Here is a 14,695-nt window from a genome sequence, read left to right on the forward strand (position 1 = left end):
GCGCTGCGCCCATTACGGCGACGGTTGCCGCGGAGCTGCGGTGATCTCGGCCGTCCCTTCGGCGGCAGAGCCTGATTTGTCATCTGTGGCCGGCAAGGCAAGCGTGGCAGCCCGTTGATGGTGTTGGATCACGAGCTCGACGCGCGCCTGTGGCGAAATGCCCGTCTCAGCTTGCAGCTGCAAAGAGGCCGGTATGATCGCGATGCCCGCGCCGGCAATCGACACCAGTATCGCCGCCGACAAGTGGAGGCCTCCCAACAGCTTCAGCCGCGGCGAATTGGAATTTCAATTGTCGATCGCTACGCGAATGTATGGCCACATTAATGCCGCAACCAGTCCTAGCGGGTAGCAGCCGAATGCGGACGAATAGGCGAACCGCCCAAAGTGGCGATCGTGCCGACAAACGCTCCCAAACAAAACATTCCAAGATAATCCATGGTCGGCCTCTCCAGCGAATGCTATCTCGAAGCTGCCCCTCGGTTTCAGGTGCTGCCGCGTTCGACCAGTTCAAACCCCGTGTTCGTCAACGTCGGCGCGCTTGTCGCACTCGGCGCCTGCGTCAGGCGATCCAGGATCGCCTGCGCCGCAAGGGCGCCGATCGCGGTGCCATCGACGCGCACGCTCGACAGTGGCGGGTACGTGAAGGCGGCGAAATTGAGGTCGCCAAAACCGAGGATGGCGATATCGTCCGGGACGCGCAAGCCGCGGCTCGCCGCCTCGGTCAGCGCGCCGTGCGCCAGGGTGTCGGAACTGCATACGATCAGTTCGATGTCGGGATGCGCCGCAAGCAGGCGCGCGCAGCCGTCGCGCCCGAGTTGCAGGCTCGCCGGTGTTGGCACCACGTCGGACGCCACCAGGCTTACTCCCTGCCGCGCCAACGTTGCCTGCAAGCCCTGGTTGCGCCGGCCGGCGCGCGGGTCGTCGGCGGTCAGCAGGGCAAAGCGCCGATATCCTTTTTCCAGCATGCGCGCGGCGACGGTCTTGCCGACCTCTTCGTGCGAAAAGCCCACCAGCATATCGATGGGAGATGCGGTCAGGTCCCATGTCTCCACGACAGGGATGCGCGCCGTTTCAAGGCGCTGTCGCGTGTTATCGGAGTGCAGCGTGCCGGTAAGGATGATGCCGTCCGGGCGCCGGCTCAAAACTGTCTCGACCAGGATTTCTTCGCGCCACAGCTCGTATCCTGCCAAGCCCAGCAGCAACTGGTAGCCGGCTTCTGTGAGCTTGTCGCTCGCGGCCTGGACCATGTCCGCAAAGATCGGGTTGGCGACGGTCGGCAGGATCAAGGCAACGAGCCTGCTGCCGGCTGCGTTCGCAACATTTTTGGCATAGCCCGTTTCGCGCACGGCGGCGCGGATCTTCGCCAGTGTGCCGGGGCGCACTAGTTGCGGCTGGTTCAGCGCGCGCGAGACCGTAATCGGCGAGACGCCCGCGACCCGGGCAACATCATTCAATGTCGCGCTGGTGATATTGGTCTGACCCACCTTGCCGGGCGTCAATGCTTCCATATGAATCCTTTGATCGAAAGCGTGTTGTTCGTGGACGAACCGATGCCATGGCTCGACGGTTTTAACAGTAGTAGTGTACATTTAGGCGCTACGTCAACGCGCGAGGACACCATGGCCATCTCGAATCTCTTCAAAGCGCACGACAAGGATTTGGGCGGTGGCTTCTTCGTGCGCCGCGTGCTGCCGGCCGCGGCCAAGCAGGCCGTCGGCCCGTTCCTGTTCTTCGACCATTTCGGGCCGGTCGATGCGCCGCCCGATGCCAATCACGACGTGCGCCCGCATCCCCACATCGGCCTGGCCACCGTCACTTATCTGTACGAGGGCGCCATCCTGCACCGCGACAGCCTCGGCTCGGTGCAGCGCATCGAGCCTGGCGCGATCAACTGGATGACGGCCGGTAGCGGCATCGTCCACTCCGAACGGGTGCCGCCCGACCTGGTCGGCAAGCCGCGCCGCAGCCATGGCCTGCAGCTGTGGGCAGCGCTGCCGCGCGAGCATGAAGAGGTCGACCCGGCCTTCATCCACACGCCGGCCGAGGCGATTCCGGTGGCGTCGTTTGCCGGCGGCGAGGCGCGCGTGCTGATCGGCAGCGCCTTCGGCCTGACGTCACCCGTGGCCACCTACATGGAGACCTTGTATCTCGATATCCGGCTCGACGAAGGCGCCGAACTGATCCTCGCCGATTTGCCGGAAGAGGCCGCCATCTACCCGGTCAGCGGCGAACTGTCGATCGATGGAGAGCCTTTGGCGCCGGGCACCATGGCCTATCTGGAACCTGGCACCGGTGCGTCCGTCCGCGCCGCGACGGGAGTACAATTTGTCGTGATTGGCGGCGCCCCGCTCGACGGTCATCGCTTTGTTTTCTGGAATTTTGTGTCGTCGAGCAAGGAGCGCCTGAAGCAGGCGGCGGAAGACTGGGAACAGCAGCGCTACGCCGCCGTGCCAGGCGAAACCGAATGGATTCCGCTGCCACGGCCGCTGCGCTGATTCATTGCCAAAGCGCAGTGCTACTCGACTGGCTAAGCTGGAAAGGAAGCATCGTGAAAATCCCTGAAGGAATCAAGATCCCCCTGATTGTCTTTTCGCTTGAAGCTGCGCTGCTGGCCGGCGCCGGCCTGGTCTTCCTGGTGCTGATACCGCACTAGTGCATCAGGCTTTTTTCTTGCGCGAGGTGCTCTTCGACGTGGCGAGCACTGCCTCGTAGCGCTCGATGTAGCGCTGCGCCGGGATGCGCTTGACCGATTCGCCGATGACGTCGAGCGCGGCGTCGTCCTGATGCTTGAAGCGCACGCACGCCTTTCCCATGTCCAGCTTCTTCTTGCCGGACGCGGCCCAGGCGTCGCGGAACCATTGCACGTCGGCGTTTTCCTCGTCGCCGATGCAGCCGACATACAGGCCCATCAAATACACCGACACATAATTCTTCTGCGACGCGATGGCGGCGAACGGCAGCGGCATTTTCGGATTGCAGTGGTAGCCGGCCGGATACACGCTGTGGGGGATCGAGTAGCCGATCATGCCGTACGCCATCGTCTCGACGTAATCGTCGTCCAGGTTGTCGAGGATGACTTTGCGTACCGCCTCGATGGTGTCGCGGCGTTCTTCAGGCAGTTCGGCGAGGTAGGCGTCGACGGTGGTGGCGCTCGATTGCATTCGTATTCCTTCGGCGAGGGGGCGAATGCTGATTCTATGTGTCATGCGTGCAATACGCAATCACGGTATTAGGCGGTATGCATGTCCTGCGACAGGGCCTGTTGCAACTGGCCGGCGCGGCTGCGGATGATCCAGCATTCGGGATACGGATCGCTGGCAAAGCGGGTGTGGCGCGGGAACTGGCACAGCTTTTCCAGCGCGGATGACGGCGTCAACGCCGTCTCGACGCCGGTGACCGGGTCCAGATGCCAGAAACCGTCATGCTGGTGGAACAGCAGCGGCATGACGGCGGCGCGCGGCTCGCGCGGGAACGCCGGCAGCGGGAAGCCCGGATGGCGGCCCGGCTCGAGGAAATAGAAACACTCGGCAAATTCACCCTGATCAATGCGGTGCAGGATGACGCCGTGCGGCAGCAGCGCGGTCACGGCAAGCACGACGATGCCCTTGATGCTGGCCGACAGCTCGATGCGCATGCCAAGGCGCAGCGGCACCGGCTTGTTCTTTCCTGGCCACACGCCGTCGAGCAGCACGCCGTAGCGCGATACGTCTTCAATTTCAAAGCCGCGGCTGCCGCGGCGGATGACGGCGTGGCGGCCGGACAGGCGACGCGTCAGGCCGCTGCGGTCCTGGCCGTCGTCGCCGAAGTGGGCCAGCAGCACGTCGCTTTCCGGATCGTATTGTTCCCAGCGGCCCAGTACGCATTCGCCGAGCGCGAACAGACGCACCTGGCGCTGGGCGCCGGCTTCCGGCGCCGCGTTGACCAGGCAGGCGCTGCTGCTCGGATGCGGGTGCGGTTCGGCCTGCGCCGGCACGTCGATCTCGATCAGGTCTTCGTCCCACGCAATGGTCGAAAAGCCCATGTCGACCTTGCCGGCGCCGTCGAGGTTCAGGTGCGTGATCGAGGCATTGCGTGCCGTCACGTCGATGTCTAGGCGGCCGCCGCCTGTGTGCGCATTGACCCTGGCGATCGAGGCGTCGTCGGCCATCACGCGCACGTTCTTGTGCGTCGACAGGAACGTCTGGTGGATTTCGGTCAGGGTGGCGTCGGCGCGCGGCACCAGGATGACCATTGTGCAGGCCCAGCGGCTGGCGGGGCGGCCGTCGGCCTCGCTGTCGAGCTCGACATCGATCTGGTATTGGCCGTGTTCTTTTTCGCGCGACGAAAATTCGATGTACACCGGGCGCCAGTCGCCGCGCAAGGTGCGCGCGAACGAGTGGCGCGAGCCGCCCTGGGCGATCAGCGCCGAGCGCAGCTGCATTTTTACCAGCGGCGCGGCGCCGGCCGGCATGCCGCGCAACTCCACCTTGATGGCCTGGCGCCCGCCGGCCGCGCGCGGATCGAAGCCGCTGACGTGCAGGTGAGGGCGCAGCAGCATCGGCGCAACTTGCGGCTGCATCGGGTGGGCATGGCTATCCGCCGTCCCGCTCGGTGCGGGACGGGCGCTTCGCCGCGCGCTGATCAAGTCGAAACTTGTCGGCTGCAGTGCTCGCTGCGCATGTCCACTAGCGCAAGATGTGGCCCCGTCCATCACCCATAGCGTGCAGTGTGGATGGTCGGGGTTGCTACATTTTTTCATCGTATGATTGAAGTAACGAGAATCCGAAGCTTACCCCTGTTTATATTTATTCCGGCAATGCAATTTGCTGCAGAGTGTAACATTTTTGCCGCGAGGAAATCTAAATTGTTCGTAGGTCAAGCATATGTATCGTCGGCGACATCTTGTTCGGCACTCGGGCGCAGCACAATTGCCGTCAGATTGTCGATGTGCAGCGCCGGCGGCGGCCGGGTCGTCATTTCTTCGAACAGCAGGTCGGCCATTGCGCGCGCGTTGTTGCCACCGGCCAGCAGGGCCGGCCAGCGGCTGATCCAAAGTTGCGGCTGAGCGCACGCCCAGAAGCCGTCCGTCGCTAATATATACACCGCGTCTGGCCGCAGCGTGATCGCGCGGCGGTCGGGCAGGTGGCGCAGGAAAGGCGGCAGCGTGTGTGCGGAAAGTTCGAACAGCGGGTCGCTCAGCCTGGAAGAATCGGCGAACGCGTTGCCAAGAATGAAAGCTTGCGCGATCTGCGAGCGGTGTTCGCCGTGCACCTGCTGCCACCATTCTTGCTGGTCGAGCACGCCTGCCACGGCAAACGCGGTCGCCGGCACATGGTCGACCGTCATCGGCAACACGTGTTCGGCGGTGACTTCATACAGGCGCGAATCGCCGACGTGGTAAAGCAGCGGCGCCTGGCTGGGTGCAATTTCCAGCAGGGTCAGCGTGGTGCCGGGGCGCTTGGTAGCGTCGCCGCCGGCAAACTCGACTTGCAGGCGCGCGTGCAGGGCGTCCAGATGGGCGGCAAGTGCCGCGATATCGGTGCAGGGAGGAATCGTGAGCAGGCCGGCAACGACGGCTTCGGCCGCCTCGCGCCCGTGGCCGTGGCCGCCCATGCCGTCGAGCACTGCCAGCCGTACATGCCCGCTACTCCAGCCGGCAACGTTTTGTTGTTGCGGTTGCTGATCGCGCATGAAGGCGGCGCGGCCGTCGCCGTCGATCATCAGGAAATTATCCTGGTTCTCGAGGTGCAGGGCCGGGTTGGCGCCTGCGCTGGTGCGCGCCGCGATATCGAGGTGGGGGCCGAACTGCTGGCGGTCGAGCACTGGATTCATCGGACAAGGAAACAGTCAGAGTAGCAATCCAGACAGCTTACAGGGAAGCGCTGTTTCCGAAGCGACGATTAGAGCGGTTTTTCCCGCTTGCCCGTCACCAGTGCGATGGCGTTGACAATGACGCAAGAGCCGGCGACCGCGAACGCCGCCTGGACGCCGAACTGGTCGGCCAGCCGGCCCCACACCAGGCTGCCGACGGTGTAGCCGGCGGCCATCACGAACAGATAGATCGACAAGGTGCGCGCGCGTATGTGCGACGGGAACGACAACTGCGCCGCCGCGTTCAGGGTGGAAACAGTGGCCGACCACGCCATGCCGCCCAACATGATCAGCGGCACCAGCACCAGCAGCGAGCGGGCGAACGACATGACGACCAGCATCGCGCCGTACACCAGCAGGGCGCCGGCCAGCAGGCGCGTCTTGTCGAAACGGGTGCGCAGGCTCGGCAGGATGAAGGCGGCGATCACGGCGCCGGCGCCAAGGCTGCCCATCAGCGTGCCGAACACGCTCGAGTTCATGCGCAGCACGTCGCGCACGAAGATCGGCAACAGCGCGGCGAAGGCGATGGTGGCGAAAAACACGGTGCAGACATTGACCAGTATGTTGCGGTAGCGGCTGCAGCCGAGTGCGCACGAAACGCCGGCTTTCAGGCTGTCGATGAAGCTGGTGTTGGTGACCGTGCTCGGCAGGCGCTCCTGCCACCACGCCCAGTAGACGCCGAGCAAGGCGACGAAGGAAATCGCGTTGACCAGGAACAGCGCGCCGGCGCCGATCCAGTTGAACAGCACGCCGCCCAGCGCCGGCCCGACAATCGCGGCGACGTTGTAGCTGAGGTTGTTGAGCGTGGCCGCCGCCTCGACCTCATCGGGGTCGACCAGGCCCGACATCGACGCCTGCCAGGCCGGCCACATGAAGGCCGAGCCGGCGCCGAGGCAGAAGGTAATTGCCAGCACCGGTCTTGCCGACGCGTGGCCGGTGATCACCAGGGCGGCCAGCGTGCAGGCGCACAGGGCCATGAACAGGTTGCAGAAAAACAGGAACTTCGGCCGGTTCACCGCATCGGCGACGACGCCGGCAAACAGCGCGAACAGGAAAATTGGCACATACGTGGCGGTCTGGACCAGCGTGGTGGTGGACGCCGAATGCGCAAGCGATGCGATCAGCCAGGCCGACGCAAAGGTCTGCGTCCAGGTGCCAAGATTTGAGATGAGGTTGGCTGTCCACAGACGCCGATAGCGTGCGTGTCGAAGCGGCTTCGACAATGGCACCTTCTGGCGCAAGGGTTGCGCCGGCAGCGGGAGGGACTTGGACATGGTGAAACTAGTCTACGGGCCATAAGTGCCCAGCGTCAACAAACTGGTCAGCATTCGCCTGGGAGATATGCTATTTTCGTGGTATTGCCAACGTGACGAAGTGACAAACCAGGTGACAACCATGCAGATCAGGCCGATTGAGGAGAGCGACGTGGAGCAGGCAGGGCGCCTGCTGCGGGAGTTGTCGACCGAATTCATCCTGCACGAATCGACGACGGAAGGCGCGGCGACCTTCCTGCGCGAGAACGACGAGGCGGCTATCCGGCGCTATATCGACATCGGCCATGTGTATCACGTCGCCGAGATCGATGGCGAGATCGCAGGCTTCATCGCGGTGCGCGACCGTTCGCACCTGTTCCACATGTTCGTCGGCGTCAAATGGCAGGGACAGGGCCTGGCGCGCAAGCTGTGGAACATGGCGCGGGGGAGTGCGATCGCCGATGGCGGCAGCGGCGTCTTCACGGTTAACTCGTCGAATTACGCGCTGCCAGTGTACGAGGCGCTCGGCTTTGTGCGCACCGCGCCGATGCAGTGCTTGAAGGGCCTGTACTTCAACCCGATGAAACTGGAGCCCGATGAACGAGAAAGGTAACCCTGAATTGCTGTGTTGTTGCCTCTAGTGTTTGACAGGTGTCCCCACCGGTGCAACCTCGCAAGAACTATCGCCCGCGGCATTCAACGATCTTCAGGTGCTGCCTTTTCCCTCTTTCAAATAACGTGTATGTGGCAACGCACGAATGCACGGTTGGCTTGAGCTTAATCACGAGCAGCGCTGTCGTCCCGGAATATGAGCATCCAAGCCAATAGCTTTCGGTAGAGGGCGATGGAATTTCCAGGTCACGCGTTCGTCGCCTCCGTTTTTTCGTATGGCGTCCGGTACCTGAGCGCCATACTCGGAGCCGATTCCGAGGTAGACCCCGGCTTGGGATAGTGGGCGTTCGCCGGCATTGGCGACGACGCCCAGGCGGACGAAGGCGACGCCGCTGTCGGAGTTTCCGTAATAGAACGCGGACAATGAATTGTCGCCGCTCGTACAGTCGCCGATGCCGTGCACAGGCAAGTGATTGCAAGCGCGGCTAACCTGACCTGTATCCCGCCTGCGCTATTCGATGACATGGAAAGTCTCGCCATCGTTACTGCGGCGGGTTCCTTTTGGACGTTTAAACGCGATCGGCCGCTCCTTCACTTCACCTTGGTCGTTCCATTGCACGAGTAGGTGCCAGGTGCTCCTGTTGACTGACGAACGAACTCGACGCATTCGGCCCTTCCCTTGCTATTGACGAATTTGCCTTTTTCGAACACGTCGTGTTCTGGAATTCTCAGCCGGTAGCTCATGATGAATTTTCTTTTCATTCATAGGTTTGGACCATACCCATGTTAGGATTTCCTTGATTCTATGTAACTAGCAACTCTGACGGGCCGCCAAAAAGTTCATCGCGCGTACGCCCAAGGTCAATCCGACATTGGGACACGGCCCCATCAGTTACCGCGGCGCGCCTCATCCGACCGGCGCAACCAGAGGCTGCTGACCCATCCGCTGAACTGCTTGCCGCCGATCTTTGTTCGCACTTCCCACCAGTCGCCTTCGCGCACGCCGGTTGGCGTCACAGACGCACCGACCGGCACCACCGCAACGCGCCGAGCGCTGGTGCCGCTTCCTGCGCGCAGGTTCAAGTCTTCGAACACCTGGTAGCTGCGCTCTGCCGAAAGCGCGACCGGGCGGATCGCCGCGATGCCCGCAACAACGGGAGTCGCTGCCATCGCCGGCTTCGGCGCCAGCCAAAGCAGCATGCTGCCGATGCCCCAGGTGCCGATCACCAGGACCGCCAGCGCCCGCACATTCGGCCGCTGCCACCAGCGCGCCGGCGTCAGAAACGCCGCCAGCACCAGCGTCACCAACAGCCCGATGACGAATGCCCCGATCATGATCGCCATGCCGGTGTCCATCAGGCGTCGAAGCGCAGCACGTAGTGGCCGGCTACCAGGTGGTGCCCCGGCGGCAGCGTGTACGGCTGCTCCGCGCCGGCCTCGCCGATGCTGGCGACAAACTGCATCTGCTCGTCGAGGTGGAACAGCGCCTGAGTCGCCGACAGCCGTCCGATCTGGTAGCCGCCGCCGGCAGCTTCAAAGCTGAAGGCGTTGCGCGACAGGCCGATGCGGTCCGCGCTGGCGCTGTCGAAGCCGTCGGCGCGTTGCAGGAAACGGGCCGAGTCGAGCACGCGCAACGCCGCCAGCATCGGCGCGCTGCGGCCGAACACGAAGCGCGCGCCACTGGCGACCGGCACGCTGACCGGCACCGGAAGGCACAGCATGGCGCAGTAGCGATCGGCCATGTCGGGCGCAACCGCCGCCAGCTTCACCGCGCCCGCATCGACCGGCGTGAAGCTGGCCGGCGCAGTGATGCGTTCGCGGCCCGCGCTGGTAATTGCATGCAGCTCGTCGCCGGCGTCGACCGCGAAGCTGATCACCGCGTCATGCGGATTGGCGGCCAGCCCAAGCGAACGGTCGAGGCCAATTTCGAGCGCCAGCGCGCCGGTCTCACGATAGCGCGACAAGCGCGGCATCGCCAGCGCAACCAGGCTGACGCGCTGCTGCGCTATCGGCGCGTAGGTGGCATCGCCTTCGACGCCTGGCGTCATCGCCGGGCGATGACTGAGCGGCACCGCGGTCTGCTCCATCTCGTTGCTCGGCCGGGCGCGCGTTTTCCACACGGTGGCTGGCCTTACCTGGATCGGCGCCGCTTCGGCCGGTTTGGGGGCAGCCACCGGTGTGCTGGCCGCGCGCGTGATCTTCATCAACAGTCTGGTGGCGGCGCCGGCTTCTTTCGACTTGATCGTGTAGTAGCCGTTGACCGGGTCGTAGTTGCAATCGAACGCGCCTTTCGGCCGCACCTGCACTTCGATTGGCGCGTCGGGGCCGTCGTTAATCAGCAAGATGGCGCCGTCGCCGCCGAACGGCCATGCCGGCACCGCGTGGCTGGCCGATTCGTGGTCATGGCCGATCAGCGCCAGGCGCTGGTTCGGGTACATCGCGCAGACCGGCTTCCAGATGGCGCTGTCGCGCGAGGTGGTCACGGTGTAGAGGACCTTTTCGTCCGGCCCGGGCAGGTAGACGGCGTGGCCGAACTTGACTTCCACCTGGCCCGATTCGAGCGCGTCGGCGCCGACGACGTCGTAGCGCACTTCATCGGCCCCGAGCAGGTCGCCGAAATCCTTCTGGTGCAGCGCCGCCAGCGACTGCGCCAGGTCGCGCACGCGGGCGCCGCGGGTGAGGTGGCGGTCGTCGTCGACGTCGTCCTGCGGCAGCATCAGCGTCACATGCGAGAAGCAGCGCGTGGCGGCGCGGCCGCGATGCTCGCGCGGCGAGCGTTCGAGCAGGTCGCGCAGCAGCGGCTTGCGCGAAAACAGCGCCAGGCCGGGCGCCTGCCACAGCGCCTCCGCGTTGAATACATCAGGCACCTTGCCTAGCACTTCGTGTTGGACATAGACCGGCATGATTGAATCTCCTCTAATGATTGGGCACTGATCGCACTGAACGCTAGCAGGGGGCAGATGAAAAACAGCAGGTGGCTGCCGCCGGCCGACAGAAAACTCATCGGCTGGCCCATGATCGGGAAAATCGCCAGGTTGGTGCCCCACGACAGCAGGAAGTGACCGAGCACGAAGGCGGCGCCGCCGCACAGCGCGAAGCAGCGGAACCTGCCCATCCACGCCTGGCGGAAGTCGCGCGCCTGGCGGCTGGCCGCGTACGAACGCACCGCCGTCTGCAGCACCCCGACCAGGAACAGCGCCTGCAGCGCCCACAGCGCCAGGGCGCCGAGCAGACCGTGGCGGTTCATGAAGAACGACGGCGCAAAATCATCCTGCACCGCCGGAATCTGCAGCGCGCCGCCCGCGGCCTGGCCCATGGTCGACAGGCCGAGCAGCTGGTCCGATCCCCACCAGGCGCCTTCGGCGATGGCGCGCGCACCCAGCAGCAGCTGCTGGCCGGTGTGCGGATGGCTGGCCGGATCGAGCCAGACGAGGAAGCGGTCGGCATAAAAGCTCCATTGCGCCACTTCGCCGGCGCCGGCGCTGCGCAGGTAGGCCACCGCGCCCGCCGCAAGGCAGGCCAGCGCGACGATGCTGGCGGTGGCCGCGTGCCGGCCGGCCGCGATCGAACAGGCGAACGCCATCGCCATGCTCCAGACGGCCAACAGGATCAGCGGCGAATAGTCGTCCACCTGCACCAGGGCCAGTCCGAGCAGGGCGACGAACAGCACCGCGGGGGCGGCCAGGCGGAACCAGCGCACGGCCGGGCGGGTGTGGTCAAGCATGGCGGCATCCCAGCCAAGGCCGATGGCGATGCAGTGGGCGGTCAGCGCCGTCAGCGCCAGCTTGGCAAATTCCACCGGCTGCAAATCGAATACGCCGGTTTCGTCGCCCAGCAAGACCTGCAGCAGCAAGGCGACCAGCGCGCAACCGGCCAGCAGCGCGAGCATCCATTCGAGGCGGGTCTGCGGCATCAAGCCGCCGCGTCCGCGCAGCCGCAGCCGCAGGTGTGCGCCGATGCCGAGGCCGATGGCCAGCAGCGCCGTGGTCTTCTGGTAGTGGCGCAGCCATGACGACTCCATCGCGCCCAGGCCCAGTTCGAGCTGCGCCAGCAGCCCGACCGCCAGCAGCAGCGTGCCGGCGGCGGTCACCAAGGTGAGCCGGCCAGGCAGCAGCAGGCAGCACCACAGCGCCGCGCCGGCAAGCAGGATCGACCAGCCGATGCCGGGCGGCGTGGCGCTGCGCTGCAGGATGAGGGCGGCGGCGCCGGCAATAGCCAGCAGCGCAGTGGCGAAGCTGGCCGCGCGGATGGCAGCGCCGGCGTCGCGCACGAACGGCCAGTGGCCGCGCTGCCAGGCCAGGGCGCCGGCCGCGCTCAGCGCGCCGCACAGGCCGAGGGCGATCCACCACGCCGGCCCACCAGGCAGCGCCCACGCCTGGCGCTGGCGCCACTCCCATTGCACGTGCGGCGGCAGCACGTTGCGCGCGTCGGCAAACAGTGCGACGTGGCTCAGTGGACGCAGTTCGAGCAGGTTGCCTTGCAAGCGCGTGGCGAAACGCGTGCGGCCGGCGACCAGTGCCGTGACGCTATCGAGCGGTTCCTCGCGCTGCGCCAGGTTGTACGCGCCTGCCGCGGACGACATCGACAGCGGCGTGCCATTTGAATTCGACAGCAGCAGCTGGCCTTTGACGCGCGAGAGCAGGGCGCTGCCGTAGCCGACGTATTCAATGCCCAGCCGGTTGCCGCAATACAGATTTCCGCCGAAAGTGAGCGGACGCGCGAGGGTCAGCGCGTGCGGCGCCAGCCGGTTCCAGTCGGCTGCCAGGCGCGAAGAAATGCGGGCATCGGGACAAGCCGGCTGCGCGCTGCCATCGCGCCGCAACGTGGCGCCATCGTAGCGCCAGTGCCGCCCGCCTTCGGAAAACGACACCGACCGGGCGTCGGCGGCGTTGACGCTGAACAGCGCCGCACCGAGGCGGAACTGCTGGCCCTGGACCAGGGAGATGGTGCCGGTGCGCCGGTCAGTGCCATCGCGCTGCAGCACCAGTTGTCTGGCGCCGCTGATGTTGCGGGCGAACCAGCGGCCGCCCGTGTCGCGCCGCAGCGCGATATGGGTGGCGTCGGCCTGGGGCGCGGCTAGCTCGTGCTGGCCCAGCGTGACCGACTCGCCAGGCGTGATGCTGACGGCGATGACCGCCGGCGACCACGCCGCCGGCGAGCGCCACAGCGCAAACAACTGCAACACGCACAACGCGCCGAGCAGGCTGGCGGTCAGCGCAAAGGCGCTGAATCGGCCGATCACGCCAGGCTCCATGCCGGCGCGCGCATCGCCGAGCGTACGTCGCCAATCATCCGGCTGATCGCAAGGGCGTGAGGTGGCCGGCCGCTGGGTTCGACGCAGAGCAGGGCGCGCAGCAGCGTCACCGCTTCGGTGGCGCCGGGCGCGTCGATGCGCTGTGCGAACAGGGCTGCTTCATCGTCGTGCAACGTTGGCGGCACCGTGCCGGCGTGGCGCGCCAGCAGCTGCGCTGCGCCGCCGGCCTGGTGGTCGCGATACGCCTGGCCACAATCGCGGCAGAAGCGCAGCGGCAGGCCGCCAGTGACGAGGTAATAGAACATGGCGCCGAGGGCGAAATAGTCGCTGCGCGCATCGGTCAGGTAGGAGTTGCCCGCAGAGGGAAAGAACTGTTCCGGCGCCTGCCAGTTGGCCGTGCCGGCGTAACTGTGCGGATCGCGGTCGCCAAGCAGGCGATTGGTGCCGAAATCGGCCAGCTTGACGCTACCGCGGCGCGCGTCGAGCAGCACATTCGATGGCTTCAGGTCGAGGTAGCGCCAGCCGTACTGGTGAACCTTGGCGATCGCCTGGTTGATCTGCGCCAGCCAGTCGAGCGCCTGGGCGAAACCGATGGCGCGGCCGGCCGCGCGTTCGCGCGCGATATGCCTGGCCAGGTCGCCGTCGAGCAGTTCGAGCGCCATCACCGGCAGGGTGTCGTGCATGCCGCTGTCGAGCAGGCGCACGATGTGGCGCTCGTCCCACGGTTCGAGCGAGCGCAGGAAGGCGATTTCTTTTTGGGCGCTGGCGATCCAGCGGTCGCGCTGTTCCGGGTGGGCGCGCGCCATCTGCTGCTGGTTGATCAGCTTGATGGCAACTTGGCGGCCGGCCGGCAGGGTGTCGGCGATCCACACGACGCCATACGCGGAGCCGGCCAGTGGCTCGTGCAGGCGGTAGTTACCCGCTTCGAGTGTGATGACCGCGCCCGCTTCCAGCATGCTTCCCCCAATGGTTGTGACGGCAGGTGCCGTCACACAGGGTTAGCAGGGGGAGGGGGGAAGTAAAAAAAACGCCGGCCGGTTGCCCGGGCGGCGTTTCTTGATGACGTGGCGTCGCTATTAACGGCGGCCGTAACCGTCGTGACGGTGACCGCGGCGGTGGCCGCCGTAGCCGTTGTAGTAACCGCGGCTCGAACCGACATACACGACCGCCGCGGGAGGGCTGTAGTAACGCGGCGCCGGGGCGTAATACACCGGAGCCGATTGAACGTACACTGGCGCCGCCTCATAGTAGCCGCCGCGATTGTCGTAGTACGACGAGCGGGTGTCGACGTAGCCACTGCGGTTGTCGTAGTAGCCGTTACGGTTGTCGTAATAGCCGTTACGGTTGTCGTGATAACCGTTGTTGTAATTGCGGTTGTCGGAGCTGACCGCGTTACCCAGCGCCGCGCCGATTACGCCGCCCACGATGGCGCCATCGCGACCGCCGCTGTTATGACCGATTGCAGCACCGAGAACGGCGCCGACAGCTGTATTTACGCCGCGATCTTGAGCCATTGCCGTGGAGGTGATGGCCGTAGCGGCCAGAATCACCGCACCCAAGCATTTTTTATTCAACATGGCGTTTCCTTTTGCCTCGAGCTGGATCAGGATGATCGCGTAACGTGCTGGGCATGTGTTCACTATATATTGTGCACAATCGCGCGCCATCGTTAATACAGACTCTTACATCTCATGCAGCGGCTATAACATGTGCTGTATTGACGCTT

General features: G+C 65.1%; 14 protein-coding genes. 2 read left to right on the forward strand and 12 right to left on the reverse strand.

The features are described 5' to 3' along the window. Positions 1 to 12: 12 nt before the first annotated feature. Together CR105_RS07625 and CR105_RS07630 are read right to left on the reverse strand one after the other, a co-directional pair. A complete protein-coding gene (locus CR105_RS07625; RefSeq protein ID WP_131021653.1) occupies positions 13 to 225 on the reverse strand; it encodes a hypothetical protein in 213 nt (70 codons plus the stop codon). A gap of 257 nt (positions 226 to 482) precedes the next feature. Next, positions 483 to 1,508, reverse strand: coding sequence for a LacI family DNA-binding transcriptional regulator (locus CR105_RS07630; RefSeq protein ID WP_099787820.1), 1,026 nt, complete (start codon positions 1,506 to 1,508; stop codon positions 483 to 485). A 111-nt stretch (positions 1,509 to 1,619) separates the two neighbouring features. Between CR105_RS07630 and CR105_RS07635 the strand changes: the two genes are divergently transcribed. Further along, a complete protein-coding gene (locus CR105_RS07635) occupies positions 1,620 to 2,495 on the forward strand; it encodes a pirin family protein (RefSeq protein ID WP_099787821.1) in 876 nt (291 codons plus the stop codon). A gap of 162 nt (positions 2,496 to 2,657) precedes the next feature. On the opposite strand, the gene CR105_RS07645 is transcribed toward CR105_RS07635, so the two are convergent. From CR105_RS07645 to CR105_RS07660, 4 genes are all read right to left on the reverse strand, one after another. After that, a complete protein-coding gene (locus CR105_RS07645; RefSeq protein ID WP_099787823.1) occupies positions 2,658 to 3,161 on the reverse strand; it encodes a DUF1801 domain-containing protein in 504 nt (167 codons plus the stop codon). 68 nt (positions 3,162 to 3,229) lie between these two features. After that, positions 3,230 to 4,558, reverse strand: a complete 1,329-nt coding sequence (locus CR105_RS07650) for an FHA domain-containing protein (RefSeq protein WP_307189614.1) — start codon at positions 4,556 to 4,558, stop codon at positions 3,230 to 3,232. A gap of 296 nt (positions 4,559 to 4,854) precedes the next feature. Continuing rightward, positions 4,855 to 5,811: a PP2C family protein-serine/threonine phosphatase gene (locus CR105_RS07655; RefSeq protein WP_099787825.1), complete on the reverse strand. Its 957-nt coding sequence runs from the start codon at positions 5,809 to 5,811 to the stop codon at positions 4,855 to 4,857. A 68-nt stretch (positions 5,812 to 5,879) separates the two neighbouring features. Continuing rightward, complete coding sequence (locus CR105_RS07660) at positions 5,880 to 7,124, reverse strand: MFS transporter (protein WP_099787826.1); 1,245 nt, start codon at positions 7,122 to 7,124, stop codon at positions 5,880 to 5,882. A 121-nt stretch (positions 7,125 to 7,245) separates the two neighbouring features. On the opposite strand from CR105_RS07660, the gene CR105_RS07665 reads away from it, so the two are divergent. Next, positions 7,246 to 7,716, forward strand: a complete 471-nt coding sequence (locus CR105_RS07665; protein ID WP_099787939.1) for a GNAT family N-acetyltransferase — start codon at positions 7,246 to 7,248, stop codon at positions 7,714 to 7,716. A 67-nt stretch (positions 7,717 to 7,783) separates the two neighbouring features. Here the strand turns inward: CR105_RS07665 and CR105_RS29470 are convergent, their stop codons facing one another. The 6 genes from CR105_RS29470 to CR105_RS07690 form a co-directional block, all read right to left on the reverse strand. Then, entirely contained in the window at positions 7,784 to 8,194 is a 411-nt protein-coding gene (locus CR105_RS29470) for an STY0301 family protein (protein ID WP_370660675.1), read from the reverse strand. 409 nt (positions 8,195 to 8,603) lie between these two features. Beyond that, the gene (locus CR105_RS07670) at positions 8,604 to 9,059 is read right to left on the reverse strand and encodes an SH3 domain-containing protein (RefSeq protein WP_229413709.1); all 456 of its coding nucleotides are present in this window, start codon (positions 9,057 to 9,059) and stop codon (positions 8,604 to 8,606) included. An 11-nt stretch (positions 9,060 to 9,070) separates the two neighbouring features. Then, the gene (locus CR105_RS07675; protein WP_099787828.1) at positions 9,071 to 10,618 is read right to left on the reverse strand and encodes a hypothetical protein; all 1,548 of its coding nucleotides are present in this window, start codon (positions 10,616 to 10,618) and stop codon (positions 9,071 to 9,073) included. Next, the gene (locus CR105_RS07680; RefSeq protein WP_229413712.1) at positions 10,588 to 12,957 is read right to left on the reverse strand and encodes an FtsW/RodA/SpoVE family cell cycle protein; all 2,370 of its coding nucleotides are present in this window, start codon (positions 12,955 to 12,957) and stop codon (positions 10,588 to 10,590) included. Before CR105_RS07680 ends, CR105_RS07675 begins: the two co-directional genes overlap by 31 nt. Continuing rightward, positions 12,954 to 13,925, reverse strand: coding sequence for a serine/threonine-protein kinase (locus tag CR105_RS07685; RefSeq protein WP_099787830.1), 972 nt, complete (start codon positions 13,923 to 13,925; stop codon positions 12,954 to 12,956). Before CR105_RS07685 ends, CR105_RS07680 begins: the two co-directional genes overlap by 4 nt. Positions 13,926 to 14,045: 120 nt before the next feature. Continuing rightward, on the reverse strand, positions 14,046 to 14,546 hold the full coding sequence (locus CR105_RS07690) for a glycine zipper domain-containing protein (protein WP_099787831.1): 501 nt from the start codon (positions 14,544 to 14,546) through the stop codon (positions 14,046 to 14,048). Positions 14,547 to 14,695: the final 149 nt, after the last annotated feature.

The sequence above is a fragment of the Massilia eurypsychrophila genome (genome assembly GCF_002760655.1).
Classification (GTDB): Bacteria; Pseudomonadota; Gammaproteobacteria; order Burkholderiales; family Burkholderiaceae_D; genus JAFCUW01.

Excerpts from the sequence above, each read along its gene's own strand:
- CR105_RS07630 (WP_099787820.1), bottom strand. The coding sequence starts at position 1,508 with ATGGAAGCATTGACGCCCGGCAAGGTGGGTCAGACCAATATCACCAGC.
- CR105_RS07635 (WP_099787821.1), top strand. The coding sequence starts at position 1,620 with ATGGCCATCTCGAATCTCTTCAAAGCGCACGACAAGGATTTGGGCGGT.
- CR105_RS07645 (WP_099787823.1), bottom strand. The coding sequence starts at position 3,161 with ATGCAATCGAGCGCCACCACCGTCGACGCCTACCTCGCCGAACTGCCT.
- CR105_RS07650 (WP_307189614.1), bottom strand. The coding sequence starts at position 4,558 with ATGCAGCCGCAAGTTGCGCCGATGCTGCTGCGCCCTCACCTGCACGTC.
- CR105_RS07655 (WP_099787825.1), bottom strand. The coding sequence starts at position 5,811 with ATGAATCCAGTGCTCGACCGCCAGCAGTTCGGCCCCCACCTCGATATC.
- CR105_RS07660 (WP_099787826.1), bottom strand. The coding sequence starts at position 7,124 with ATGTCCAAGTCCCTCCCGCTGCCGGCGCAACCCTTGCGCCAGAAGGTG.
- CR105_RS07665 (WP_099787939.1), top strand. The coding sequence starts at position 7,246 with ATGCAGATCAGGCCGATTGAGGAGAGCGACGTGGAGCAGGCAGGGCGC.
- CR105_RS07670 (WP_229413709.1), bottom strand. The coding sequence starts at position 9,059 with ATGGCGATCATGATCGGGGCATTCGTCATCGGGCTGTTGGTGACGCTG.
- CR105_RS07675 (WP_099787828.1), bottom strand. The coding sequence starts at position 10,618 with ATGCCGGTCTATGTCCAACACGAAGTGCTAGGCAAGGTGCCTGATGTA.
- CR105_RS07685 (WP_099787830.1), bottom strand. The coding sequence starts at position 13,925 with ATGCTGGAAGCGGGCGCGGTCATCACACTCGAAGCGGGTAACTACCGC.
- CR105_RS07690 (WP_099787831.1), bottom strand. The coding sequence starts at position 14,546 with ATGTTGAATAAAAAATGCTTGGGTGCGGTGATTCTGGCCGCTACGGCC.